Annotated in this window: 28 protein-coding genes; 14 read left to right on the top strand and 14 right to left on the bottom strand. The window is 63.0% G+C overall.

Annotated elements, in window-relative coordinates:
* Window positions 1-4: 4 nt before the first annotated feature.
* A complete protein-coding gene (locus tag FHS92_RS13490; protein ID WP_184081238.1) occupies window positions 5-622 on the bottom strand; it encodes a ribonuclease D in 618 nt (205 codons plus the stop codon).
* A 116-nt stretch (window positions 623-738) separates the two neighbouring features.
* On the opposite strand from FHS92_RS13490, the gene FHS92_RS13485 reads away from it, so the two are divergent.
* The 3 genes from FHS92_RS13485 to FHS92_RS18570 all read left to right on the top strand — a co-directional run bounded on the left by FHS92_RS13485 (window position 739) and on the right by FHS92_RS18570 (window position 4,600).
* Window positions 739-2,004, top strand: coding sequence for a glutamate-5-semialdehyde dehydrogenase (locus FHS92_RS13485; RefSeq protein ID WP_184081237.1), 1,266 nt, complete (start codon window positions 739-741; stop codon window positions 2,002-2,004).
* A gap of 233 nt (window positions 2,005-2,237) precedes the next feature.
* Complete coding sequence (locus FHS92_RS18575; protein ID WP_184081236.1) at window positions 2,238-3,041, top strand: cold-shock protein; 804 nt, start codon at window positions 2,238-2,240, stop codon at window positions 3,039-3,041.
* A gap of 194 nt (window positions 3,042-3,235) precedes the next feature.
* Entirely contained in the window at window positions 3,236-4,600 is a 1,365-nt protein-coding gene (locus tag FHS92_RS18570; protein ID WP_184081235.1) for a methyl-accepting chemotaxis protein, read from the top strand.
* Window positions 4,601-4,630: 30 nt separating this feature from the next.
* Here FHS92_RS18570 and FHS92_RS13470 read toward each other — a convergent pair whose 3' ends face one another.
* From FHS92_RS13470 to FHS92_RS13460, 3 genes are all read right to left on the bottom strand, one after another.
* A complete protein-coding gene (locus tag FHS92_RS13470) occupies window positions 4,631-5,122 on the bottom strand; it encodes a Dps family protein (RefSeq protein WP_184081234.1) in 492 nt (163 codons plus the stop codon).
* Window positions 5,123-5,236: 114 nt separating this feature from the next.
* Entirely contained in the window at window positions 5,237-5,803 is a 567-nt protein-coding gene (locus FHS92_RS13465) for a TMEM165/GDT1 family protein (RefSeq protein ID WP_184081233.1), read from the bottom strand.
* Window positions 5,804-5,815: 12 nt separating this feature from the next.
* Window positions 5,816-6,133 (bottom strand): hypothetical protein, encoded by a 318-nt coding sequence (locus tag FHS92_RS13460; protein WP_184081232.1) that lies wholly within the window; start codon window positions 6,131-6,133, stop codon window positions 5,816-5,818.
* A 230-nt stretch (window positions 6,134-6,363) separates the two neighbouring features.
* Here FHS92_RS13460 and rpmG point away from each other — a divergent pair, with 230 nt between their 5' ends.
* Window positions 6,364-6,531: a 50S ribosomal protein L33 gene (rpmG, locus tag FHS92_RS13455; RefSeq protein WP_184081231.1), complete on the top strand. Its 168-nt coding sequence runs from the start codon at window positions 6,364-6,366 to the stop codon at window positions 6,529-6,531.
* Between the two features lie 198 nt (window positions 6,532-6,729).
* Here rpmG and FHS92_RS13450 read toward each other — a convergent pair whose 3' ends face one another.
* Window positions 6,730-7,143: a response regulator gene (locus tag FHS92_RS13450; RefSeq protein WP_184081230.1), complete on the bottom strand. Its 414-nt coding sequence runs from the start codon at window positions 7,141-7,143 to the stop codon at window positions 6,730-6,732.
* A gap of 75 nt (window positions 7,144-7,218) precedes the next feature.
* On the opposite strand from FHS92_RS13450, the gene FHS92_RS13445 reads away from it, so the two are divergent.
* Genes FHS92_RS13445 through FHS92_RS13425 form a run of 5 tightly spaced genes read left to right on the top strand, consistent with a single transcriptional unit; the run spans window position 7,219 to window position 10,551 of the window.
* Window positions 7,219-7,512, top strand: coding sequence for a DUF3572 domain-containing protein (locus tag FHS92_RS13445; RefSeq protein ID WP_184081229.1), 294 nt, complete (start codon window positions 7,219-7,221; stop codon window positions 7,510-7,512).
* The gene (locus FHS92_RS13440) at window positions 7,509-8,141 is read left to right on the top strand and encodes an HAD family hydrolase (RefSeq protein ID WP_184081228.1); all 633 of its coding nucleotides are present in this window, start codon (window positions 7,509-7,511) and stop codon (window positions 8,139-8,141) included. Before FHS92_RS13445 ends, FHS92_RS13440 begins: the two co-directional genes overlap by 4 nt.
* Window positions 8,142-8,173: 32 nt before the next feature.
* The gene (locus FHS92_RS13435) at window positions 8,174-8,635 is read left to right on the top strand and encodes a RidA family protein (protein ID WP_184081227.1); all 462 of its coding nucleotides are present in this window, start codon (window positions 8,174-8,176) and stop codon (window positions 8,633-8,635) included.
* A 7-nt stretch (window positions 8,636-8,642) separates the two neighbouring features.
* Window positions 8,643-9,407: a glycerophosphodiester phosphodiesterase family protein gene (locus FHS92_RS13430; RefSeq protein WP_246351988.1), complete on the top strand. Its 765-nt coding sequence runs from the start codon at window positions 8,643-8,645 to the stop codon at window positions 9,405-9,407.
* Between the two features lie 10 nt (window positions 9,408-9,417).
* On the top strand, window positions 9,418-10,551 hold the full coding sequence (locus FHS92_RS13425) for a GNAT family N-acetyltransferase (protein WP_425506254.1): 1,134 nt from the start codon (window positions 9,418-9,420) through the stop codon (window positions 10,549-10,551).
* Here the strand turns inward: FHS92_RS13425 and FHS92_RS13420 are convergent.
* The 4 genes from FHS92_RS13420 to panC form a co-directional block, all read right to left on the bottom strand.
* Window positions 10,548-11,018, bottom strand: a complete 471-nt coding sequence (locus FHS92_RS13420) for a glycosyltransferase (protein ID WP_184081225.1) — start codon at window positions 11,016-11,018, stop codon at window positions 10,548-10,550. The genes FHS92_RS13425 and FHS92_RS13420 overlap by 4 nt on opposite strands.
* Window positions 11,015-11,461 (bottom strand): glucuronosyltransferase, encoded by a 447-nt coding sequence (locus FHS92_RS13415; RefSeq protein WP_343056734.1) that lies wholly within the window; start codon window positions 11,459-11,461, stop codon window positions 11,015-11,017. The genes FHS92_RS13420 and FHS92_RS13415 overlap by 4 nt, the downstream gene beginning before the upstream one ends.
* A gap of 84 nt (window positions 11,462-11,545) precedes the next feature.
* Entirely contained in the window at window positions 11,546-11,842 is a 297-nt protein-coding gene (locus FHS92_RS13410) for an SEL1-like repeat protein (protein WP_184081224.1), read from the bottom strand.
* A 95-nt stretch (window positions 11,843-11,937) separates the two neighbouring features.
* Window positions 11,938-12,792, bottom strand: coding sequence for a pantoate--beta-alanine ligase (gene panC / locus FHS92_RS13405; protein WP_184081223.1), 855 nt, complete (start codon window positions 12,790-12,792; stop codon window positions 11,938-11,940).
* Window positions 12,793-12,910: 118 nt separating this feature from the next.
* Between panC and FHS92_RS13400 the strand changes: the two genes are divergently transcribed.
* The 4 genes from FHS92_RS13400 (at window position 12,911) to FHS92_RS13385 (ending at window position 18,946) form a co-directional block, all read left to right on the top strand.
* Entirely contained in the window at window positions 12,911-13,708 is a 798-nt protein-coding gene (locus FHS92_RS13400) for a division plane positioning ATPase MipZ (protein ID WP_184081222.1), read from the top strand.
* Window positions 13,708-14,190 carry a J domain-containing protein gene (locus FHS92_RS13395; protein WP_184081221.1) on the top strand — a complete coding sequence of 161 codons (483 nt, stop codon included), beginning with the start codon at window positions 13,708-13,710 and terminating at the stop codon, window positions 14,188-14,190. Before FHS92_RS13400 ends, FHS92_RS13395 begins: the two co-directional genes overlap by 1 nt.
* A complete protein-coding gene (pgmG, locus tag FHS92_RS13390) occupies window positions 14,187-15,569 on the top strand; it encodes a phosphoglucomutase/phosphomannomutase PgmG (protein ID WP_184081220.1) in 1,383 nt (460 codons plus the stop codon). Before FHS92_RS13395 ends, pgmG begins: the two co-directional genes overlap by 4 nt.
* 602 nt (window positions 15,570-16,171) lie before the next feature.
* Window positions 16,172-18,946, top strand: a complete 2,775-nt coding sequence (locus FHS92_RS13385) for a TonB-dependent receptor (RefSeq protein ID WP_184081219.1) — start codon at window positions 16,172-16,174, stop codon at window positions 18,944-18,946.
* Between the two features lie 57 nt (window positions 18,947-19,003).
* Here the strand turns inward: FHS92_RS13385 and FHS92_RS13380 are convergent, their stop codons facing one another.
* Window positions 19,004-19,681 (bottom strand): YggS family pyridoxal phosphate-dependent enzyme, encoded by a 678-nt coding sequence (locus FHS92_RS13380; RefSeq protein WP_184081287.1) that lies wholly within the window; start codon window positions 19,679-19,681, stop codon window positions 19,004-19,006.
* A gap of 76 nt (window positions 19,682-19,757) precedes the next feature.
* Between FHS92_RS13380 and FHS92_RS13375 the strand changes: the two genes are divergently transcribed.
* Window positions 19,758-20,318 carry a thiamine phosphate synthase gene (locus FHS92_RS13375; RefSeq protein WP_184081218.1) on the top strand — a complete coding sequence of 187 codons (561 nt, stop codon included), beginning with the start codon at window positions 19,758-19,760 and terminating at the stop codon, window positions 20,316-20,318.
* Here FHS92_RS13375 and FHS92_RS13370 read toward each other — a convergent pair.
* The 4 genes from FHS92_RS13370 to ftsE are packed head-to-tail and all read right to left on the bottom strand — an operon-like array spanning window position 20,278 to window position 23,174.
* Window positions 20,278-20,997, bottom strand: a complete 720-nt coding sequence (locus FHS92_RS13370; RefSeq protein WP_184081286.1) for a 1-acyl-sn-glycerol-3-phosphate acyltransferase — start codon at window positions 20,995-20,997, stop codon at window positions 20,278-20,280. The two genes, FHS92_RS13375 and FHS92_RS13370, sit on opposite strands and share 41 nt — an antisense overlap.
* 16 nt (window positions 20,998-21,013) lie before the next feature.
* Window positions 21,014-21,544, bottom strand: coding sequence for a YdcF family protein (locus FHS92_RS13365; RefSeq protein ID WP_343056733.1), 531 nt, complete (start codon window positions 21,542-21,544; stop codon window positions 21,014-21,016).
* Window positions 21,541-22,449 carry a cell division protein FtsX gene (locus FHS92_RS13360; RefSeq protein WP_184081216.1) on the bottom strand — a complete coding sequence of 303 codons (909 nt, stop codon included), beginning with the start codon at window positions 22,447-22,449 and terminating at the stop codon, window positions 21,541-21,543. Before FHS92_RS13360 ends, FHS92_RS13365 begins: the two co-directional genes overlap by 4 nt.
* Window positions 22,446-23,174: a cell division ATP-binding protein FtsE gene (gene ftsE / locus FHS92_RS13355; RefSeq protein ID WP_184081215.1), complete on the bottom strand. Its 729-nt coding sequence runs from the start codon at window positions 23,172-23,174 to the stop codon at window positions 22,446-22,448. Before ftsE ends, FHS92_RS13360 begins: the two co-directional genes overlap by 4 nt.
* Window positions 23,175-23,204: the final 30 nt, after the last annotated feature.

Genomic DNA, 23,204 nt, shown 5'->3' with positions numbered 1-23,204 from the left:
CCGATCACATGTGCGAGAAAATATCGGTTTCCGGCCAACCCGCGAGGTCGAGCAAGGCCCGGTGGGGCAGAAAATCGAAACAGGCCTGTGCCAGTTCCATCCGCCCTTCCCGTTCGAGGCGACGATTGAGTTCTTCGCGCATGGCGTGGAGGAAACGTACATCGGACGCGGCATAATCGCGCTGCGCATCCGACAGGACCGCCCCACCCCAGTCCGAGCTTTGCTGCTGCTTGCTGATTTCCTGGCCGAGCAATTCGCGCACCAGTTCCTTGAGGCCATGGCGGTCGGTATAGGTGCGCACCAGCTTTGACGCGATCTTGGTGCAGTAAACCGGAGTCGCCAGCACACCCAGATAATGCTGGAGCGCGGCGATATCGAACCGGCCGAAATGGAACAGTTTCAGGCGCGCCGGATCGGCGACAATTGCCTTCAGATTGGGCGCGTCATAGGCGCTGCCCGGCGCGAAGCGCACGAGATGCTCGTCGCCCTTGCCGTCGCTGATCTGCACGAGGCACAAACGGTCGCGCGGGGTGATAAGACCCATGGTCTCCGTATCGATGGCGACCGGACCTTCGCCCAGCACACCGGCGGGCAGGTCTTCCTCATGAAAATAGACTGTCATCCGTCTCCCTTATCGGGGGCAAGCGCACAACTCAACCGCCGCGCGACTTTAACCCTAGGCCGCTTCATGCTAGGACCTTTGAATACCCGCTGTACCTAATGAGAATTGAGCCGACGATGAACGACATGACCCAGACGCCGGAAATGCTGATCGCCGCAATGTGCGCGCGGGCGCGGGCGGCCGGAGCCATTCTGGCGCAGGCCAGTGACGAGCAGAAGGTGCGTGCTCTGATGCTCGCAGCGCAGGCGCTGCGTGAGGCCACGCCTGCGATCTGCGCGGCCAATGCACGCGACATGGAAAATGCGGCTGCCAATGGACTGTCGCCCGCCATGCTTGACCGGCTGCGGCTCGACGAAGCGCGGATCGAAAGCACAGCCGCCGGGGTGGAGCAGGTGGCACGCCTTACCAACCCGCTGGGCGAGATTATTGAGGAGACGGTGCGGCCCAACGGCATGACGCTACAACGCGTCCGCGTACCGCTCGGCACGATCGGCATCATATACGAGAGCCGCCCGAACGTCACCGCCGACGCGGCCGCCCTCTGCCTGCGCGCGGGCAACGCGGCCATCCTGCGGGGTGGGAGCGAAGCCGTCGAAAGCAATCGGGCCATCCACGCAGCCATGGCGCAGGGCATCGGCTCGGCCGGCCTGCCCGTCGATGCGGTGCAACTGGTTCCGACAACCGACCGCGCGGCGGTCGGCGCGCTGCTGCGCGCGGCGGGGATGATCGACCTGATCGTGCCGCGCGGCGGCAAGTCGCTGGTCGCGCGCGTGCAGGAAGAGGCACGCGTACCCGTGCTCGCGCATCTCGACGGGATCAACCACAGCTATGTCCACAGCTCCGCCGACCCGGACATGGCGCGCGCGCTGGTCGTCAACGCCAAGATGCGGCGGACCGGCATCTGTGGCGCGACCGAGACGGTGTTGATCGACACCGGCTTTCCCGATGCAGCGAGCATTGTGAAGGCACTGATCGAAGCCGGGTGCGCGGTGCGCGGCGATGCGGCGGTGTGTGCGCTAGACCCCCGCGTCAGCCCCGCAAGTGACGAGGACTGGGACACCGAATATCTCGATGCGATTGTGTCCATCGCAATGGTCGACGGGTTGGACGACGCTCTGGCACATATCGCCGCGCATGCCAGCCACCACACCGACGCCATCATCGCAGAAGATGCGCCCGCCGCCGAGCGTTTTCTCAACGCGGTCGACAGCGCGATCGTGATGTGGAACGCATCCACCCAATTTGCGGACGGTGGTGAATTTGGTCTGGGCGCGGAAATCGGCATTTCCACGGGGCGACTGCACGCCCGTGGCCCGGTCGCTTTGGAAGGGCTGACGACCTATAAATGGGTCGTGCGCGGAACCGGCCAGACCCGTCCCTGAAGGCATATTGCCGCTCCCTCCACACCGCGGTGGAGCAAAGTTGTGGCTTTTACGCGACAGGTACAGCGTTCAAGAAGAAGCGGATTGATATCGGCAGTAAAAATGTTCGCACTGCGCCGGAAACATGGCTATAGTGATTCCCAAACCGTATAATACGGCGGATTCTGCATGTCCCTTCGTCCGACATGTTCATCCGGTACAGTGGTGGACGATGCGAAAGTGACTAACAGGGCATGAGTTTTGATAGAGGTCGCCGCGGACGCGGCAAGGACAAGCGGGACGGTTTCGGCGGCGACGATTTTGGCGGTTTTCCAGATCAGGCGGCTGGCGGCCGTTTTGGCGGTGGGTTCGGCGACAGAGGCGGCTTCGGTGGGGGCGACCGTGGCGGTTTTGGCGCTCCGTCGGGCGGTTTCGGTGATCGCGGCGGTTTCGGCGGTGGCGGTGCCGGTGGTGGTGGCTTCCGCGGTGGCGGTGGCGGCGCACGTGGGGGCATGCCTGCGCAGGTCGTCGGGGAAGGCACTGGCGTCGTAAAATTCTTTAACGGTCAGAAGGGCTTCGGCTTTATCGTTCGCGATGATGGCGCGGAAGATGTGTTCGTGCACATCAGCGCGGTCGAACAGGCGGGTCTGACCGGTCTTGCCGAGGGGCAGCCGCTGGGTTTCACCCTCGTTGATCGGGGCGGTAAGATTTCCGCGACGGATCTCAAGATTGAAGGCGAGCCCCTGCCCGTGACCGATCGCGGCCCGCCGCGTGAGCCACGGGCTCCTGGTGGTTTCGGCGGTGCCGGTGGCGATCGTGGTCCGCAGCGTCAGCTGACCGGTGAGCGCGCGAGCGGCACAGTCAAATTCTTCAATGCGATGAAGGGCTTCGGGTTCATTCAGCGCGATGATGGCCAGCCCGACGCATTTGTGCACATCAGTGCGGTAGAACGTGCCGGCATGTCGAACCTCAACGAGGGCGACCGGCTCGACTTCGAGCTGGAGGTGGACCGTCGCGGCAAGATGGCCGCCGTCAACCTTCAGAACAAGGCCGACTGAACCGGCTCATAAGGTTAAATTTTGAAAAACGGCGCTTCGTGAGAGGCGCCGTTTTTGTTTGGCGGTGACGTTATTCTCCGTCAAAATTTTATCCTGTAATTTCAATGCGATCTTTTACATTCCTTCCAGAACGTTAAGAGAGTTTTTACCCTGTTTGCCTATCATGGTTTAGACACCACACAGGGTACCGCAAAATGGTCGCCAATGCAGAATTTGAAAACGAGAACGCCCTTCCCGAACAGGAGCTAATTGCCCGACGCGCAATCTATGATCCGAACGGAACGCTGAGCGACGAACTCAAGCTGCTGTGGGACAAATGCGGCGATCTGCTGATCGAGACCCGGCTGGAACAGTGGCAAGATCTGGCTGCAACACAACCCGATCTCATTGTGCAGGATCTCTTTGCTCAGATGATGAGAGATCCCCGCGGCTATCTTGAACCCCGTTACGTCGATACTCAGGGTACTGCCTGGATGACGCGAACCGCAAAGCGCGGGCAACAATTGTTCCGGAGCGGCGTCACAACAGCACATGTCGCATCGCTCGCCAATACACGGCTGAGCGGATTGGTGCGGAAAATCATGAACCGCTTTGGCGACGACATGCCCACCGCGCTGCAACTGATCGAGATCGGCATCAAGGACACGCATATCGAGAGCGAGATCCTCGGCGCGCAGATCGGCACCTTGCAGTTGCGCGAATCCGCCCAGGCCCTTGAGCAGGCCGGACAGGTCTTTCAAAAGGAGTTTGCCGAGCAGCTCCGTCATGTTCAATCCGAATCGAGCAATCTGCGGCACGAGATGGAAAACACGTCGGAAGTCGCACGCAAGACGCTCGAGCATGCACTGGAGGTCGCTGCGGCCGCGGAACAGTCTTCCATCGCCATGCTGGATGCGGCGCGGACAGCGGCGGGCCTTTCTGACGCGATTCGCGAAGTGGAAGCGGAAACGAAGCTGGGCGAAGCGGTGCTCCACCAGGCATCCGATAACACCACCAAAGCCGAACAGGCCGGTGAATGGCTGTCGCAACAGACCGAAGCCATCGAATCGATCCTTGGCTTCATTCGCGCCATCGCGGGCCAGACCAATCTCCTCGCCCTCAACGCAACGATCGAGGCGGCGCGAGCGGGCGACGCCGGACGTGGCTTTGCCGTGGTGGCGCAGGAGGTCAAGTCGCTTGCCAGCCAGACAGCGCGGGCGACCGACGACATCGCAGCGAAGATCGCAGGCATCCAGAAGGCGACGTTCGACACCGTCAACGCCAATGCGGGCATCCGCGAGACCGTCTCGGCGATCCTTCACAGTGGCGAACGGGTAACGACCGCGATGCAGCGGCAATCGGGTACGGTAACGGTTATTGCGGCGTCCGTGGACGAAACCGCGCGAACGGCAGACGCCATCTCTACGACGATCGGCCAGATTCGTACCGAAGTCAGCGCCATGGTCGAGCAGATCGCCCAGCTCGACAAATCGTCCTACCAGATCGACGAGCATCTGGCGCGCATGCGCCATCGCACCGACGAATTCCTGAGCAGTATCGTCCAGTCGAAGGCGGCCTGACCGACCCACGGCCGATCAGGCGCCAGCGGATCAGCTGTCCCGGCCAGCCTCGAACAGGAACCACGCACGCGTTTCCGCCTGGTCCGTCCAGTCGTCGATAATGCCTTCAGTGGCGTTGTCGCCAGCATCGGTCGCCGCCTGCTTGGCCGCGCGGAACGCTTCGACCAAGCGCAGATTATCCTCCCGCAACTCGGTCAGCATGTCACGCGGGCTGACAAAATCAGCGTCGTTGTCGCTCAACGTCTGGTGCCGGGAAATGTCGCCGATCGAGCGAAGCGTGACGTTGCCCGTCTTGCGTACGCGCTCGGCGATGAGGTCGGTCGTCGCCAGGATCTGTGCGGCCTGCTCGTCGAACATGAGGTGATAGTCGCGGAAATGCGGGCCGGACACGTGCCAATGGAAATTCTTCGTCTTGAAATACAGCGCGTAGCTGTCGGCCAAGATCGTATTAAGCGCCTGCGCAACAGTCGATGTGGCGTTGCGGGGCAGATCAGTGGGGGTTTTCAGCGGCTTCGCGGGCATGTTCACACTCCTGTTGGACGTTGGCTGCGTAACGCTTCATCGCATTTTTGGTGCCGGATTGCCCGCTTATAATATCCGTCTGTGTAATCGGAAAAGGCGATCAGTTGGACGGCGCTAGAGCAGCCCGAGTGCGGCGAGCGCCATCGCGGAGCCAATCAGGAAGAAAATCGCCGCGCCCGTCCGGCGCACCATGCGCAGCGGCAGACGCGAAAAGATATCCGGCCCACAAATAAGCGGGAGCAGACAGGCGAGGATGACACCGGTTGCCCCCCCTACTGCCGCCCAGGACGGTTCTGCCCGGGCTGTTGCCATCCCTGCAATCAGAAACTGCGCGCTTTCGCCGAAGCCGAGAATGAACAGGCCGAGCGCGCTTGTGCCGAACGCGCCCACCCGCCAACGGACGAGCAGGTCAGGCGTCTTCACCGGCATCAGCATGGCCACCGAAGCGGCCAGCAAGGCCAGCGCGAGGAACAGCCCCCGCGCACCCACTCCGATACTGGTCGCAATAAAGGACCCCGCCCACGCCGACAGCGCGGCATTGGCAGCCGCCGCGACCACCAGACCGAGAATCACCGTGAGCCGACCCGGCCAACGACGGGCAAACGCAGCCGTAAGCATCTGGCTGCGGTCCCCCGTCTCGCCCCACAGGCAGGCGAGCAGTGTCAGCAGCAGGGTATCCATAAGAAGGGAGCTTTAATGCCCCATACGCAGCGACATCGCCGCCAGATAGGCGGTGCTCGCTTCGGGCGTGGTGTCTTCGCACTCCACCGCGTCACGCATCAGGTCAAGATAGGACAAGATGACCGGACCAAGGCCATTGAGCGCCAGTGCGGATTCCAGTGTAGAGGCTAGGCGCTCTACCGGCTCCAGCCCGTAAGTGCGAGCGTCATGGCGGATGATATCAATTTCCTCGCAGATCCGCGCGAGGCTGATATGGCCCTGCTGGGCGGCAATCGCATCGATGCGGTTCTTGAGGCCGGAACGAACTACCATCATCGCATCGTGCTTCATGGGCGTGTCTCCCTTGCCCGTCCCCTGCCGTCATGATGCGCGAGAGAAGTTAACAGCGCCTAAAGGAAGGCCATTCATACGGGCACTCGGGCAGAATTTCCGCGGAAAAACGAGACGCGCAACCGGCGGACCATTGACAAGCGCGCATCGATGACGCATGAGCGCGGCCTGAAACGGGGCGGCGAGCAGGCCGCCTTATTTTTTCAACGGATTTTTTGAAGGATTGGGCCATGGCCAAGCCAGCCACAGTTAAAATCAGGCTCGTCAGCAGCGCGGACACGGGCTTCTTCTATGTTACGAAGAAGAATCCGCGCACCAAGACGGAAAAGCTGAGCTTCAGCAAATATGATCCCGTCGTGCGCAAGCATGTCGAGTTCAAGGAAGCCAAGATCAAGTAAGCCGCGTTCCGGCTGGGGCCGGGATCGCTTGCCGAGCAAGAGCCCGCCCGAATCAGTCGGGGCGGGCTTTTTGCTGTTTTTTTGGGGGGTACGGGTGACTACACCCTTATCCGCCGTTCGTGCTGAGTGCGATAGAGTCGTCGAAATGGCGTGTCAAAGCACCGGACCATCGGTACGGCCCTTCGATGAGTTCAGCCCCTACTCAGGACGAACGGCGATAGGTTTTGAAAGCGCGTCGTCGTTCGGAGGATACAGCAGCCCCACGACCGTCTCGATGAACTTCATTACGGAAATCGGTTTCGAGACATAGGCTTCCGCCCCTGCCCCGCGGATTCGTTCCTCGTCGCCCTTTCCCGCATAGGCGGTGACGGCCATGATTGGGATGGGGGCGAGTGCGGGATCGCGCTTCAGCGCGGCGATCAGGTCGAGCCCGCTGACATGCGGCAGGTGGATGTCCATGATAATGAGGTCCGGCTGAAACGAACGGGCTTCATTGAGAATATCCCGGCCATCACTCAACGGACGTGCTTCATGGCCATGCGCCCGCAGCAGGTCGCAAAAAAGTTTGAGGTTGAGTTCATTGTCCTCGACAACGAGTATGCGCTTTGTCACCAGTCACCCCGAAATTGCCACACCGCTTTCGTCGCTTCACGGTTAAGCGGCCATGAACAGCACAGGAAGAAATTCATGCTCCCCCGCGACTCAATTGGCAATGCCTCGGACCCGCATCTCGTCGCGCTGCTAGCACTGGGTTGGCTGTGCCAGGACGAAGACCGGGCCGAACGGTTGCTCGCCATAACGGGTCTGGAACCCGGCACGCTGCGCGAGACGGCGGGGTTACCAGACACGCAAGCGGCAGTTCTGGGATTTCTGGCCAATCACGAGCCGGACCTGATTGCATGCGCGCAGGCCATTGCGGTGGCCCCTGAGGAACTGATGGCGGCGCACCGAGCTCTTTCAGGACCGGAGTGGGACGCATGAAACGGCCATTGATCATTACCGACTGCGACGAAGTGCTGCTGCACATGGTCGTGCCGTTCCGCGACTGGCTCGATGAGGCGCACGACGTGCATTTCAGCCTGACCGGCCATGATTTCGTCAACGCGCTGCGCCACAAGGCGTGTGGCACCGTGGTAGAGCGCGGCCGGGTGTGGGAGCTACTGATCGAGTTTTTCGACACGCAGATGGATCGGCAGCAACCGATCGCCGGGGCGCTGGAAACCGTGGCCCGCCTGTCCGAGATCGCCGATATCGTGGTGCTCACCAATATCACCGAGCGGGCGCATGAAGGACGGATCGAGCAGTTGCGCAAGCTCGGCGTCGAATATCCGGTCTACTGGAATCAGGGCGGCAAGGGCAAACCGGTGGCGGAGATGGTGGCGCGCTATGACCCCAGCGTCGCGCTGTTCGTAGACGACCTGCCCCAGCATCACGAATCAGTGCGGGAGCATGCACCGGGCGTCTGGCGGCTGCATATGGTCGGCGAACCATCGATGGCAGCGGACATTCCGCCCGCGCCACACGCCCATGCGCGGATCGACAGCTGGGAAGCGGCGGAAGGCTGGATCCGCGAACGGCTGTCGGGCGTGCCTGCCGACGAAGCGGCTTGACCTGTGCGCCGGAGTGATGCTTTGAAACGGGCATGAGCATCGAAACGCGCCTTGCCGAACTCGGCATCACCCTGCCCCAGCCCGCCGCTCCTGTGGCGTCCTATGTCGCCGCAGTGGAGGCTAACGGCCTGCTGCACATTTCCGGGCAACTGCCGTTCGTCGACGGGCAGTTGATGACCGGGCGGCTGGGCGAGGACCGCGACGTGGACTATGGCCAGACTGCCGCGAAGATGTGCGGCGTGATGCTGATCGCGCAGATCAAGGCGGCGCTGGGTTCGCTCGACCGTGTGGAGCGCATCGTCAAGCTGGGCGCGTTCATCAGCAGCGGCGCGGACTTCACCGACCAGCCCAAGGTGGCGAACGGCGCATCGGACCTGATGGTGTCGGTGTTCGGCGATGCGGGCAAGCACGCACGTAGCGCGGTCGGCGTGCCGGTGTTGCCGCTCGGCGCGGTGGTCGAAATCGACGCCATTGTCGCCGTGAAGTCGGCGTGACGGGCGCTTGAAGCAAAGCGCGCGATCCGATCCGGGCCGCACCGATTTCCTGCACCATCCGGGCTTTGCCCATCGTGGGCTGCACGACGCGCGCCATAGCGAAAACGGCATGCCCGCATTCGAAGCAGCGCTGGAGGCCGGTTTCGGCATTGAATGCGATGTGCGGCTGAGCCGCGACGGCGTGCCGTTTGTGTTTCATGACGTGCTGCTTGACCGGCTAACGGAAGCGGCGGGGCGGCTCGATGCTCGCGACGCCGCTGAACTGACAACACTCCGTCTCCCTGATGGCAGCACCCTGCCGCCGCTGTCTGTGTTGCTGGAAAAGGTGGCGGGCGCAGTGCCGCTGCTAATCGAAGCGAAGGCAGAACAGGCGCTCATCGCCGCGCCGCTGGGGCAGGCCATCGCAGAGGCACTGGACGGCTATGCCGGGCCGGTCGGTGTCATGTCCTTCAACCCGCTCGTGCCGCGCTGGCTGTTTCACCATGCACCGGCCATCGTGCGCGGACTGGTGGTGAGCGAAACTTTCTCCCCCGGCTACACCCGCGTCATGCCCCACCGCTGGGCCGGTTCCCTGCGGCGGACCCTTGATATGCTGGCGGCGCGTCCCGATTTCCTTGCCTATGACATTCGCGATTTCCCCAGTTCTTTCGCTGCGCGCGCACGTCTGCGGGGCATTCCGGTGGTGAGCTGGACGGTCCGCGACGCGGCGCAACGCGCTACAGCGGAAGCGCATGCGGACGCGCCGATTTTCGAAGGCGAAGGGCGTGGCTGACCAGTCGATCATCGCGCGAATCGCGCCCGCAGTGGGCGACATCGACGGGTCGGCGTGGAACGCATGTGCCAGGCCTGACGACCCTTTTCTCTCCCACGCGTTCCTTTCCGCGCTCGAAGAATCGGGCAGCGTCGGGCCGGGAACGGGTTGGCAAGCGGCACCGATCCTGATCGACGGCGAGGATGGCGCACCGGTCGCCTGCCTCCCCAGCTATGTGAAGGCGCACAGCCAGGGCGAATATGTGTTCGACCATGGGTGGGCCGATGCGTGGCATCGCGCCGGCGGGTCCTATTATCCCAAGCTTCAAATCGCGGTGCCCTTCTCCCCCGTCACCGGGCGTCGGCTGCTGGTGCGCGAGGGGGTCGACGAAGCAGCTTACGCAGCCGCGCTGATCGGTGCGGCCGAAGCGGTGGTCGACCAGAACGGCATGAGCTCTGCGCACGCGACGTTCGTTGCGCCCGCGCAGGTTCCGCTGTTCGAGGCGGCGGGGTGGCTGATCCGCGAGGATAGCCAGTTCCACTGGGAAAACAGGGATTATGAGAGCTTCGACGCCTTCCTCGCTGCGCTGTCGAGCGCCAAGCGCAAGGCGATCCGCAAGGAACGGGCACGGGCGCAGGAGGGGCTGGAGATCGTTCACCTGACCGGCGCTGCGCTGGGTGAGGAGCACTGGGATGTGTTCTGGCGCTTCTATCAGGATACCGGCGCGCGCAAATGGGGGACGCCCTACCTCACGCGTGCGTTCTTCTCGTTGCTGGGGGAGCGGCTGGCGGATCGGGTGCTGCTGATCCTCGCGCTGCGCAATGGGCAGCCGATCGCGGGCGCGCTCAACCTGATCGGCACGGACACGCTGTATGGGCGCTATTGGGGCTGCACGGACGACGTACCGTTCCTGCATTTCGAACTCTGCTATTATCAGGCGATCGACTTTGCCATCGCCCATGGGCTGAAACGCGTGGAAGCTGGCGCACAGGGCGGGCACAAGCTGGTGCGCGGCTATGCGCCGGTCGCAACCTATTCGGCGCATTATATTCCCGACCCCGGATTCCGGCGGGCGGTGGCCGGGTTCCTGGCGCAAGAGCGCGAGGCTGTGGCGGAAAACCGGGCGCTGCTGGATGAGCGGACGCCGTTCAGGAAGACGGATTAACCCGCAAGAAAGTGCCGGATCGCGTCCTTGATTCGCGTGCGGTCGCCGGGGCTGTCGGGAACATAGGGCACCGTGAGGGCGCGGTGGAGCGCTTCGGCGAGCCCCGTTTCATCGTCCGCGACATAGATGCCGGAACGCCCGACCATTTGGGCGGCCGTGGCGACCTGATGATCGTTGCGATGCTCCCCCTGCGCAGCCCGGCGCGCCATGATGACGACCGGCTTGTGCAGCTTCTGCGCGAGCAAAATGGTACCGGTGCCCGCGTGCGAAACGATCGCGTCCGCCGATTGCAAGAGCGTGTCGAATTCGCGTGCCGGGACGGATGCTTTCCAATCCATGTGAAGGGGCTGATAGCCGCCCGTGCCGATCTGCGCGAATACGGGGCGGGACAGCGTCGGAGCGAGCGCGTCCATCGCGCCGACGAGCCGATCGAACGGCAATTGCGTGCCGACGGTCACGACGATCACAGCAGCGACCCTTCGAATACCGGGCCACCGGGCCGGGCCAGATGTTCCCACTGCACCATGCAGCGGTCAGCGATCTTCACAGAGAGCTTGCCGCACAGGGAAAGTTCTTCGGCGTTGGCGAAGCTTTCGACCCACAATGTCCGCGCGCCAAAGAGCTTGCCTGCGACGATGCAGAAAAAGCCGGGGGCCGCTCCGGTCGAGAGAACCACGTCCGGGCGCAGCCGTTGCACGAGGCGGAACGCGGCGATTAGGCAACGAAGCGAACTCAGCGGCTTGTCGCGGTTGCAATCGGGCAGGATCGTTGCATTTACGATTCCCGCTCGCTCGGGCAGATCGGCGACGGTCGTGGCGAAATGGACATCCGGCCCGTCGAGCACGTCACGCAGCAGCATCAGTTCTTCCCAATGCCCGCCGCCGGACGATACCGCCAAAATTCCTGGCACCTGTTCCTCCGGCCCGCTGATTACGCGACCCTGTTAACGCATCAAATGACAAATATCTCGAACATTGTCGAAGTGGAGCGATTTCTATGCCGCCCGAGGGCTCGCCGCGACGATCCACGCACGGGCCTGCCGCTGGGCCTCGGCGATTTCGCGGGCGGTCATTTCCTCGGCGATCTCGGCACGCATCTGCTGGCCCTGTTCGCTCCCCGCCAATGCGGCGAGGTTAAACCATTTATGAGCCTCTATCAGGTCAATATCGACCCCGCCGGTGCCACAGCTATAGGCGATACCCAAATCGAAACAGGCCTGCGGGCTTCCATAAGCCGCATCACCCAATCTGCTCTCCAGCAGGAACTGCGCCGTCTTGATACTGTTAGCCACACGTACCCCCTTCGCGGTTTCACGTTGGGAGCAAAGTCGCGAATCATGGCTAAGATTTGGTTAACGGTGAAAACGGATGCGACGAACTGATAATCCTACATCACTATCAAAGGGTTAACAGCGATATTATCGATCAGGCGAGTCGCGCCGATGCGGGCTGCGGCGAGCAATCGGGCGGGACGATCGAGTTGGTCGAGCGGCGCGAGCGAACCTGCATCGCACAACTCGATATAGTCTACGGACGTGAAGCCCCCCTCGATAAGGCGATCCTTCGCAGTCCGGAGCGCGGTGGCGACATCCCCGCCCCCGACGATCGCCTGTGCGGCGTCCTGCATCGCCTGCGGCAGCACGGCAGCCCGTACGCGATCCCCCGGCGAGAGATAGGCGTTTCGCGACGAGAGCGCGAGGCCATCGTCGGCGCGCTGCGTCGCCACGCCGACGATCTCGACCGGCAGGTCGGTGTCTGTAACCATCCGGCGGATAACGGCGAGTTGCTGGTAATCCTTTTCCCCGAACAGCGCGACATCGGGCCGCACCTGATTGAGCAGTTTGGTGACGACGGTCGCCACGCCCTCGAAATGGCCGGGGCGGGCCGCGCCGCACAGCCCCTCGCTCACACCGCTGACCGTAATGGTGGTTGCGAACCCCTGCGGGTACATCACGGAAACGGGGGGCGCCCACAGCAGCGCCGCACCATGGGCGGTGAGCAATGCCGCGTCCTCTGCTTCGCGCCGGGGATAGGCGTCGAGATCCTCGTTCGGGGCGAACTGCGTCGGGTTGACGAAAATCGAGGCTACCACATGATCGGCATGGGCTTTCGCGGCTTCCACCAGTGCCATATGCCCGTCATGCAGCGCGCCCATAGTGGGGACGAGCGCGACTCTCGCTCCCTCATGCCGGAGCGCCCGAATGGCCGAACGGAGGGTGGAAAGGTCACGGATGATTTGCACGGCGGGACTTGCTCCGATAGGGAGGGCACACGCCGAACGTGCGCCGCCACACGCAGCTATGGCGGCGCAGGGACGACGTCAATCGGGGATCGCCATTATGCAGGGGACTAGAGGGTCAATGACGGCCGGACCGGCACATATCATCGTATTCGCCAACGAAAAGGGCGGCACGGGCAAATCCACCACGGCGGTGCATGTCGCCGTGGCGCTTGCCAGCATGGGACGCAAGGTCGGGCTGATCGACCTCGACCGGCGGCAGAAGACATCGGCCCGCTATCTGGAAAACCGCGCCGACACAGCCAAGCGCAAGGGTATCGACCTGCCCACCGCACGCTATGTCGTTCTGCGTGAGGACAGTGCGGAGGCGCTGGAGGAAGCGCTAAACGAAATTCAGGGCGATCTCGATTTCCTCATCATCGATACGCCAGGCCGTGACGATCCGCTGGCGCGCACCATGGCGGCGCGCGCGCATACGCTGGTCACGCCGATGAACGACAGCTTCGTCGACTTTGACCTCATTGGGCAGGTCGACCCGGAGAATTTCAAGGTGAAGCGCCTGAGCTTCTATTCCGAGCTGATTTTCGAGGCGCGCAAGGCCCGCGCCAAGGTCGATGGCGTATCGATCGACTGGGTGGTCCTGCGCAACCGCGTCCAGCATCAGGAAGCGCGCAACAAGAAGCGCGTCGGCGATGCCCTCAACGAGCTGTCCCGCCGGGTCGGCTTCCGCGTGGTGCCGGGACTGTCCGAGCGTGTGATTTTCCGCGAACTCTTCCCTTCGGGCCTCACCATGCTCGACAAGGCGCATCTGCCCGACCTCGCCATCAGCCATGTCGCCGCGCGGCAGGAACTGCGTGAGATGCTGGCTGGGTTCGCCCTCCCCACCGTCAACGAAGCGATGGAGCAGAGCGCGGCCTGATGGGCGGATTGTTGCTTCTGCTGGTCGTCGGGCTGGCGGCCTGGCTGGTCTTTACCGGGCGGTTGCGGCGCATGACCGGCACAGATGGCATCATGCTCGGCATGGCGATCGTCGGGGCGGCGATGGCGGCCAAGGGGAATGCGCTGATCGGCGGTGTGCCTCTTGGTCTTGCGCTGCTCTATGCGTGGCGGCGGTGGCAGGGTGGAAAGCGGGCACCTAAGCCCACGACCTTTGCGGCCTCGATGGCCGAGACCGAGGCGGTGGCCGAAGCGCGCGCGCTGCTCGGTCTGTCCACTGACGCGGATGAAGCGGCGATCCGCGCCGCGCACCGTCATCTTATCGCGAAAATCCATCCCGACGCCGGGGGCACGCAGGCCCTCGCCGAAAAAATAAACGGCGCGCGCAACATATTGTTACGCCATCTTGTTGAACGAGCGGGGTCGCATCCCTCTTCCCACCCTGAACAGACAGGAAACCCATGACTCACAGCTTCCATCCCACATCCTTGCGGGAATATGACATTCGCGGCATCATCGGCGAAACACTCGGCGAGGCGGATGCCTATGCGATCGGGCGCGGCTTCGGCACGCTCATCGCGCGCGCGGGCGGATCGCGCGTTGCGGTCGGTTATGACGGCCGGGTCAGCTCGCCGGTGCTCGAAGAATCGCTGGTGCGCGGCCTTAATGACAGCGGCATTTATGCGGTGCGCGTCGGCATGGGTCCGACGCCAATGCTATATTATGCCGAAGCGGTGCTCGACGTAGACGGCGGCATCCAGATAACCGGCAGCCATAATCCCGCCAATTACAACGGCTTCAAGATGGTGTTTCAGCACGGTCCCTTTTTCGGCCAGGATATCCAGAAGCTCGGCACGATGGCGAGCGCGGGCGACTGGGTCGACGGCAGCGCGGGAAGCGAAACGGTCGACATCATGGACCGCTACACCGCGCGGCTGCTGGAGGGTTTCGATGGCAAGGCCTTCCGCATCGGTTGGGACGCGGGCAACGGCGCAGCCGGCCCTGTCGTCGAGAAGCTCGTCAAGCTCCTGCCGGGTGAGCATTACACGCTGTTCACCGATGTCGACGGCAATTTTCCCAATCATCATCCCGATCCCACAGAAGAGAAGAATCTGGCCGACCTGAAAGCGCTTGTCGCCGAGAAGAAGCTCGATTTCGGAGTGGCCTTCGATGGCGACGGCGACCGTATCGGCGCCATCGACGGAGAAGGCCGGGTGATATGGGGCGATCAATTGCTCGCGATCTTCGCCGAACCGGTCCTGAAGGAGCTGCCCGGCGCCACGATTATCGCCGATGTGAAAGCCAGTCAGGCGCTGTACGACCGGATTGCAGAATTGGGCGGCAAGCCCCTGATGTGGAAGACAGGGCACAGCCTGATTAAGTCCAAAATGAAGGAAACGGACAGCCCACTCGCCGGAGAAATGAGCGGCCATGTATTCTTCAAGCATGAATATTATGGCTATGACGACGCGCTTTATGCCGCCGTACGCCTGATTCGTGCCGCGAGCACCCTGGGCAAGAGCGTGACGCAGCTGCGCAGCGAGATGCCCGCGATGGTCAACACGCCCGAAATGCGCTTTCAGGTCGACGAGAGCCGCAAGTTTGCCGTGATCGACGAAGTGCTTGCCCGCCTGCAGGCCGACGGCGCGACCGTCAACGACACCGACGGAGCGCGCGTCAACACGACCGACGGCTGGTGGCTGCTGCGCGCATCGAACACGCAGGATGTGCTGGTCGCCCGCGCAGAGGCAAAAGATCAGGCCGGACTCGATCGCCTACTGGAGCAAATTGATTCGCAGTTGGCACTGTCAGGATTGAAGCGTGGCGAGCAGGACGGACACTGAAACAAAAAAATCGGAGCGCGTTGACGTTACGGAATGCGACGCTTTTATGACGATTGCAAATTTTGCAATGCAATAGTCCTATTTCGCAGTTGCAGCATAATCCGATTCGCGACATAAAGAACCTGCCTTTCAGGCATCCTCTCCTAAAACTTTCAGCCGCCCTCCGGGGCGGCTTTTTTTTGGCTGGCGCATGTCATCGATGAACAGATTGACATGGGATTAGTTTTGGCGGGAACCAAGCGGACGCCAATGGATTATGGGCGCCCCAACATTCACCCCTCCTTTCAATGCCCCGACAGGCATAACGCAGTGATGACGGGCGAGAATGCACTACTTCTCTTGCATCGCAGCATTCGCTCTTCCGCACCGCCAACAATCGTTTGAAAATTGAACTGGCGAATCGTGCGGAGTGGGCGTTACCGCAAGAAAAAACGTTCCTGCCCCTACGGCATCATCAAGTTTTAACGTCTGTATTTCTACGGTGTTGCATAACTGTCGCGCTGTTCGGGATTTTGGGAGAATACTTGTCTCATGCGGATTATCGTTCATACTGTCGTTCATAAAATATGACGCATAAGCGCATATAAATAGAGGGTGCAAATATGACACAGAGCCTTCGGTTGCTTTCGAGCAGTGCAGTCGCAATCATCGCCATCGCCAATCTGTCCGCCCATGCACAGGAGCCTGCTCCGCCCGCCGCACCCGCTGCGGAAGCGGCACCGGACGACACGATCATCGTTACGGCGACACGTCGCGCCAGCCCGCTTTCCAATGTGCCGATTGCCGTCTCGGCCGTGACGGCGGCAAGTCTGCAGAACAGCGGTGCGAACGACATCCGTCAGCTTAACCAGCTTGCGCCGTCGCTGCTCGTGTCCTCGACCGGATCGGAAGCGAATGGTTCTGCGCGCATTCGCGGCATCGGTACGGTGGGTGACAACCCCGGCCTCGAAAGCTCGGTCGCGGTGTTTATCGACGGCGTCTACCGCTCCCGCACCGGTGCGGGCCTCACCGACCTGGGCGAAGTTGAACGGATCGAGGTGCTGCGCGGGCCGCAGGGCACGCTGTTCGGCCGCAACGCTTCGGCGGGCCTCATCAATATCGTCACCAAGGCGCCCGAATTCAAATTCGGGGCCAAGGGTGAAATCACCTATGGCAATTATGATTTCTGGCGGGTGTCGGGTAGCGTCACGGGACCGGTGAGCGAAAAGATCGCCCTGCGTCTCGACGGCGTATGGTCGAAGCGCGACGGGTTCATGAACCTCGTCAACGCGGCGGGCCAGAAGGTCGGCGACACCAACGACCGTGACCGCTATCTGCTGCGCGGGCAGGCGTTGCTCGAGCCGAATGACGCGCTCTCCATCCGCCTGATTGGCGACTATACCAACCGCGACGAGCATTGCTGCGGGGCGGTGTATATCGGCACGCGGGAAACTGCGGACGTCACGCCGGGCGTGCCGGGCGATTTCGTGACCAACCCGACGAACCGGATCGCGACCATTCTCGCCGCCATCGCGGGCCAGCCGATCACGGTCGATCCCTATGCGCGCAACGCCACAATCACGCCGGGCCGCGAATATGTGAGCAAGCTGAAGGACTGGGGCCTGTCCGGCGAGATCAACTACGATCTGGGCGGGGCGAAGTTGACCAGCATCACTGCCTATCGCAATTACAAGTCGCGCGATTTCGGCGATTACGACTATAATCGTGCGGATATTCTCTACCGCGATCCCAACACCTATCGCCAGTTCAAGACCTTCACCCAGGAACTGCGGTTGCAGGGCGAGGCGTTTAACAACAAGCTCGACTGGCTGGTCGGCGGCTATTATTCGCACGAGGATCTGACGCTGGTGGACAACATCCGCTTTGGCGCGGATTATGGAAAGTTCGCGACGTGCCGCCTCTTGACGAACAGCCTGACGACGACAAGCGCACCGTTCAATACTGCGAACTTCCCTTACGCAGCCTGCGCTTCGACCGCTGGCGTAACGGCCCTGATCAACGGAGCGGTGCCTGCCCCTCTCCGGCCAGCCTTTACGGCGTTGCTGAATATCCCGACGGGGACCGGCGACACCGATGCGCGCTACCGGCAGAAGAGCGAAACGTTTGCTGCCTTCACTCACAATATTGTGCATGTCACCGATCAGCTCGATCTGACGCTGGGCCTGCGCTGGACGCATGAGAAGAAAGACTTCTCCGCGACATTCGCCAACAACAATTTGACCTGCGCAAATTTGCAGACAGCCCTCGCGCCGGTTGTAAGCGGCGGACTGGGCGCTGCGGCTGCGAATGCGGCAGGGGGCGTTCTGACCCTCGCCTGCCTCGGCAACAGCAGCACGGGCCTGAACGCGCTCAACCCGAAGGACGGCTTCACGGACAACGAGCTGTCGGGCACCGCCGTCCTGTCCTACAAGCCGACGAACAACCTGCTGGTTTATGGTAGCTATTCGCGTGGTTACAAGGCGGGCGGGTATAACCTCGACCGGTTCGAGCTGGGCAATACAGGGCTGTCGACGGGGACATCTTCGCCCGCGACGTATTTCTCAGGCCGTAGCAACGCCGACGCGGGGAGCCTGCGCTTCGCCGCCGAAAAGGTTGACGCGTTCGAGGTCGGCCTGAAATACAACCAGCGTCACTGGAGCGCGAACGTCGCCGCATTCCGGCAGGAGTTCAAGGACTTCCAGCTCAACACCTTCAACGGCACCAGCTTCGTCGTGCAGAACATCAACGGCTGCGACAGCGGACTGACAGCAGGCACGATCAACGCAGGTGGCGGGCGCTGCGCTTCCGGCGACGTGTCACCAGGCCTCGTCAGCCAGGGCGTCGAACTGGAACTGACCGCATCGCCGGTCCGCAATGTACGGGTGAGCGGTGGCTTCACCTATACCGAGGCGCAGTTCAAGAACCGGCTGGTCGGCAGCAGCAATGGCCAGACGCCGCTTGACCCGGCGCTGTTCCTGCTTCCCGGCAACATTAACAGCAATGCTCCCAAGATCGTCACGACGATGAGCTTTGCGTGGACGCCGGACATCGGCTCCAACGGGCTGTCGGCACTGTTCTACATCGATGGCCGTATGACGGGCGATTACAACACGGGGTCTGACCTGTTCCCCGAAAAGACGCAGGACGGCTATTCGATCTTCAATGCCCGCATCGGTATTCGCGGACCTGACCAGCGTTGGGCGATCGAGTTCTGGGGCCAGAACATCTTCGACACCGAATATACGCAGGTCGCGTTCAACTCGCCGTTGCAGGGCAGCGGATCGGTCGCTCAGGTGCAGACCTTCGGATCACCAAGCTTCGCATCGGGTACGCAGATCTTCTCCGCCTATTTGGGCGAACCGCGCACCTACGGCATCACGCTGCGCGGGAAATTCTAGAACAACCGGAAAACCGGGGTCGCGCGGGCCGCTCTCCATCGGGGGAGCGGCCCTTTTTTAGCTACGTGCGCCGAAAAGCGCCGTCCCCACCCGCACATAAGTGGCGCCGAGCATGACGGCGGTTTCATAGTCGCCCGACATGCCCATGCTGAGCTCCGAGAGCCCCTGCTCTCGCGCCATTTTGGCGAGCAAGGCGAAATAGGGCGCGGCCTCCACATCCGCGGGTGGCACGCACATGAGTCCTGCGACCGGAATATGCGCGGCGCGCGCCTGTTCCAGCAAAGCTGGCACGTCGGCAATGGCGCAGCCGCCCTTCTGCTCCTCCGCCCCGATATTGACCTGAACGAAGCACGGCAAAGAGCGGTCCTGCGCGGCCATTGCCTTCCCCAGTGCTGTGACGAGCGACGGGCGGTCAAGCGAATGGATCACATCGAACAGCGCCACGGCGTCCTCGGCCTTGTTGCTCTGCAACTGGCCGACGAGGTGCAGAACGATGCCGGGCGCCTGAGCGCGCAAGGCGGGCCATTTTGCCTGCGCCTCTTGCACGCGGTTTTCCCCAAAATGGCGCTGGCCCGCCGCGATAAGCGGCGCAATGGCATCGGCGTCCTGCGTCTTGGAAATCGCAATCAGGGTGACGTCCTCGGGCTTGCGCCCGGCGGGGCGCGCCGCAGTCGCGATGCGGGCGGTGACATCCGCCAGACGATCCGCCGCATTCATGGTGTTTTCTCCGCTCATGCCGCCCGCTATAGGCAGGGGCATGCCACCGTGCCACCGCAAAATCGGAACCGCCCTCCGCCCCTTCCGACCAGATATGCCGCGACGCTGGCTGTTCACGGACGAGCGGATCGATGACGATGCGCTGATGGCGGCGATGACGGGGCTCCCCGCCGGGTCGGCCATCGTCTTTCGCCACTATGGACTGGCGCTTAGGGCTCGGCGGGCGCTGTTCGAACAGATGCGGGCGGTGGCGCGCAGACGTCGGCTTTGGCTGATCCTCGCAGGGAATGCGCGGCAGGCGCGGGCATGGGGCGCAGATGGCTGGCATGGCAAGACGCGGCCCAGCACGCATTCCCGAGGTCTGATCCACACCGCCCCCTGCCACAACCGGCCGGAGCTTCTGGTGGCACGGCGCACAGGAGCAGACGTCGCGTTCCTTTCCCCCGTCTTCAGCACGCGATCGCACACCGGCGCGCCGACGCTGGGACCGGTGCGCTTCGGGCTGGCGCGGCGTGGCGTGGACCTGCCGGTCGTGCCGCTCGGCGGAATGACCGCGCGGCAAGGGCAGCGGTTAACGGCGCTGGGCGGAACCGGATGGGCGGCGATCGACGCGCTCAGCGAGCGCCGTTCCCCGTCAGGCAATCGCACGTATTGAGCGCATTAATCGCGGCATGGACGATCGCTTCCGCCTCGTCGCGCGGAAGACCGGGCGGAACGATTTCGCCGACCTTGTAGGTGATGACGCCAGGACGCTTGAGGAAGCCATTGCGCGGAGACAGGCGCCCGGTGTCGATCGCGACCGGCACAACCGGCAGCTTCAACAACTGGTACAGGCCCGCGAAGCCGGAACGCAGCGACGGGCACTCCCCATGCGGCACACGGGTGCCTTCCGGGAACAGGCATATGGGCCGGCCCGAGGTCACTGCTTCTTTTGCCTTGCGCTGCAACTGGCGCATCGCCTTTGCACCCGCCTTGCGTTCGAGCGGGATGACACCATGCCGCCGCGCGATCCAACCCCAGCCGGGAATGTCGAGCAGTTCCTGCTTGGCGGCGATCACTGGTTCGGGAAAGAGACAGAGCAGGTCAATCGTCTCGAACATCGACTCGTGCTTGAAAATGTACAGCATGGGTTCCTGCGGCAGCTCGCCGATGATGACAACGCGCTGACCCAAGATCCACTGGCAGGCCAGCCGGTGCATCCATCCCCAGCTTCGCACGAAGGGGAGCATCGCGCGCTGCCCATACAATCCGGCGGGAATCGCAGCGAGAATCCAGAACACGGAAAGACCGTAGAAGGTAATGGCGAAGAGCGTGGACCGGATGGCCAGAATGATGATCGACATGGCGCGTTCAGATCCCGATCAGAGCGGCGGCGCGGCGCAGGAGATATTTATGATACTCCTTGAACAGCACCGAAAAGCGCGGCTGGCTCGGGACCGCGTCGTAGACCAGCACAATGTTCTCGGGCAGCGCCTGACGCAGCTCGAACGCGGCGCGGCGCATATGCCAGTCCGTGGTGATGAGGCGCACCGTGTCATAGCCGCGCCGGTCGAGCCAGTGCGCGGTCTCTATGCCATTGGAGCGCGTGTCGATGGCTTCCCGGCCCAGCGTGATGCAGCAGTCGAACAGCTTCCGCGGAGCGTGGTAGCGGGCCGCGAGTTCGCGCGGGCGGACCGTCCGGTCAACGCCGGAGATAAACATACGCCGCGCCGCTCCCGCCTGCATCAGCGCAAGGCCCCGGTCGATGCGCCCTGCCCCACCGGTCAGCACCACAATAGCGTCCGTCTGCCGCCCGTCGAGCGGCTGGGGCAGCAGCAACGCAAACCATGCGAAGCCCAGCGCCCAGAGCAGGGTCAGAAAGCCGAGCAGCCGCGCGATCACAGGCTGCGCTCCAGTGCGCGGCGCACCGTCGTGCGCGCCGTCAGCATCGCGAGAAGCACCGCGCCCACCGGGATCAGCGGCAGAATGACCCACGCCCATCCCGGGAGGTGCACGAGTCCCGTCAGTTCCGACCCTGTCGCCGCCAGCCGGTCGCCCAACAGCATGATCGCACCCGCCGCCGTCACCAGCCCCAGCGCTCCACCGAACAACGCGTCGAGCGCGGTGCGGCGCTGAAAGAGACGAGCAACCTGCACGTCCGTCGCGCCCATCAGATGCAAAATATCAATCGTCGCGCGGTTGGCGGCATGCGCTCCGCGTGCGGCGAGCATCACCACCGCACCCGTCGCGACAAGCATCAGCGCGACAAGCAGCGCGGCGAGCCACATCAGCGAGCGCATCAGCCGCTCCACCGGGGCGAGATAGGCGGCGTGCGCCTCTATCCGTGTCTGCGGCGCGATCCGGTTCAGCGCCGTGCGTATCTCGGCCATCGCCTGCGCGCTGGCCTCTGGCCGCACGCTGATGTCGATCAGTGCCGGGACGGGCAGATCCGTGCCATCCGCCGCCTCGCCCAACCACGGCCGCAACTGGTCGGCCAGCGCGGATTGCGGCACGATGTCCACCGCTGCGACTGCGGGAAGCGCGCGAAGTCGCGTCGCGATCCGCTGAGCCAGCGCATCGCGGACGACCCGGTCCGCCTCGACAAGCTGCACCGTGGACCGTCCTGCCAATTCGCCGCGGAGGGTCCACAACCCGTTGGCAAGCCCTAGCCCTGCCGCCGCCGCTAAAATCGTAAGGAACATCATGATTGCGATAACCCACGGCATCGGACCGCCGACGCGGCCCTCCGGAAGCAGGCGGTTACGTGCTGCCGCTGCGGCGCGGCGGGGATTATCGACGCGGCTCATGCGCGCCCCTCCTCCACCGGCGCGGGAGCATGGCCGGGGGGATAGCGGAGACTGCCGGTCGGGTCGATCAGCCGCCCCTTGTCCAGCCGCATCATCTGCGCATGCGCTATGGTGCTGATAAGCGGCAAGTCGTGGGTCGCGATCACAATCGTCGTGCCCAGCCGGTTCAATGCCTCGAACAGGCCGATGAGCCGTTGCGCCATGTCCGGATCGACGTTGCCGGTCGGCTCGTCCGCCACCAAGATGTCCGGACGGCCGATGACGGCCCGGGCAATCGCCACGCGCTGCTGCTCTCCACCTGACAAGGTGGCGGGCCGCGCATCAGCCCGATCACCCAGCCCCACCCATTCCATCATCTCGCGCACCGGCTCGGCGATCCGGTCCTCACCCAGCCCGGCTACACGCAGCGGCAGGGCGATATTGTCATAGGTCGAGAGATGCGGCACGAGCCGGAAATCCTGGAACACCACCCCGATCCTGCGCCGAAAGCCTGGCAGACGTGAGCGGTGCAGCATGACCACATCCTCGCCGAACAGGCGCAGCACGCCCCGGCTCGGCCGCTGGGCGAGGTAGAGCAGCTTGAGCAGCGAGGTCTTGCCCGCGCCCGACGTGCCGGTGAGGAAATAAAAACCCCCGGTCACGAGCGAAAAGGAGATATCGGACAGCGTTTCCGCCCCCGGACCATAGCGCAGGCCGACATTTTCGAACTGAATGATCGTCGACATGAGTGAGAGAGAAACGCCCCAGAACACTGC

Origin of the sequence: Sphingobium subterraneum (assembly GCF_014199435.1) — a bacterium.
Taxonomy (GTDB): domain Bacteria; phylum Pseudomonadota; class Alphaproteobacteria; order Sphingomonadales; family Sphingomonadaceae; genus Sphingobium; species Sphingobium subterraneum.
Note: the sequence above shows the minus strand (reverse complement) of the source record. Positions and strands in the feature narration are given on the sequence as shown.